Below are 1,297 nucleotides of genomic sequence, written 5' to 3' on the forward strand. Positions count from 1 at the left end.
AGCCGCCGAAGGTGGGATAGATGATTGGGGTGAAGTCGTAACAAGGTAGCCGTATCGGAAGGTGCGGCTGGATCACCTCCTTTCTATGGAGAATCGTTTCCTGCAACGGAAACATTCAAATATGCAGGTTCTTAGAACCTGCAACAGCGATTCATTTCGGTCCGTCACTTCGGTGTGGATGAAATGAAGAGCACAAGCAACTCACTCGTTGCTCAGTTTTGAGAGCTCAAACTCTCAAACGTTTGGTGGCGATAGCGAAGGGGTTCCACACGTTCCCATCCCGAACACGACCGTTAAGCCCTTCAGCGTCAATGGTACTTGGACCGCAGGGTCCTGGGAGAGTAGAACGCCGCCAAGCGTAACCCATTTTGGGTTCAAAAAGTATATATAATGTGGGCCCTTAGCTCAGTTGGTTAGAGCGCACCTCTGATAAGGGTGAGGCCGGTGGTTCGAGTCCACCAGGGCCCACCATCTATACCTTTAAACTTTATATGGGGCCATAGCTCAGCTGGGAGAGCGCCTGCCTTGCAAGCAGGAGGTCAGCGGTTCGATCCCGCTTGGCTCCACCAAAAAAGTTTTACAAGTTTGTTCTTTGAAAACTAGATATCGAAACGAAACAAACGCGAATTAGAACATTCCTTTTAGCTGAACTTGTGCAAACAAGTCAAGTTTATAAAGGTAGTTAAATTGCTTTTGTGATGGTATCGGGTGAGAGCGACTTTTGGCTTTGCGCAAGCAAAACAAGGGAAGCGAGCGACCGAAACCGGAACAAAATGGTTAAGCTACTAAGAGCACACGGAGGATGCCTAGGCGCTAGGAGCCGATGAAGGACGTGGCGAACAACGAAACTGCCTCGGGGAGCTGTAAGCAAGCTTTGATCCGGGGGTGTCCGAATGGGGAAACCCAGCTGGGGTAATTTCCAGTTACTCACAACTGAATACATAGGTTATGTGAGGCATACCAGGGGAACTGAAACATCTAAGTACCCTGAGGAAGAGAAAACAATAGTGATTCCGTCAGTAGCGGCGAGCGAACGCGGAGAAGCCCAAACCAGAGAGCTTGCTCTTTGGGGTTGTGGGACGTCTCACATGGAGTTACAAAGGAACCGGTTAAGCGAAGAGGTCTGGAAAGGCCCGCCAAAGAAGGTAAAAGCCCTGTAGTTGAAAGTTGGTTCCCTCCGAGACGGATCCCGAGTAGTGCGGGGCACGTGAAACCCCGTATGAATCCGGCAGGACCATCTGCCAAGGCTAAATACTTCCTAGCGACCGATAGTGAAGCAGTACCGTGAGGGAAAGGT

General features: G+C 50.3%; 2 tRNA genes and 3 rRNA genes. All 5 read left to right on the plus strand.

Annotated elements, in window-relative coordinates:
* A 16S ribosomal RNA gene (locus PAEAM_RS24160) occupies positions 1-83 on the plus strand; the annotation flags it as partial.
* A gap of 158 nt (positions 84-241) precedes the next feature.
* Positions 242-358, plus strand: a 5S ribosomal RNA gene (gene rrf / locus PAEAM_RS24165).
* 36 nt (positions 359-394) lie between these two features.
* Positions 395-471 (plus strand) — tRNA-Ile (locus PAEAM_RS24170).
* A 22-nt stretch (positions 472-493) separates the two neighbouring features.
* A tRNA-Ala gene (locus PAEAM_RS24175) sits at positions 494-569 on the plus strand.
* 206 nt (positions 570-775) lie between these two features.
* A 23S ribosomal RNA gene (locus PAEAM_RS24180) occupies positions 776-1,297 on the plus strand; the annotation flags it as partial.

It is taken from the genome of Paenibacillus sp. GM1FR, from assembly GCF_002803315.1.
Taxonomy (GTDB): domain Bacteria; phylum Bacillota; class Bacilli; order Paenibacillales; family Paenibacillaceae; genus Paenibacillus; species Paenibacillus amylolyticus.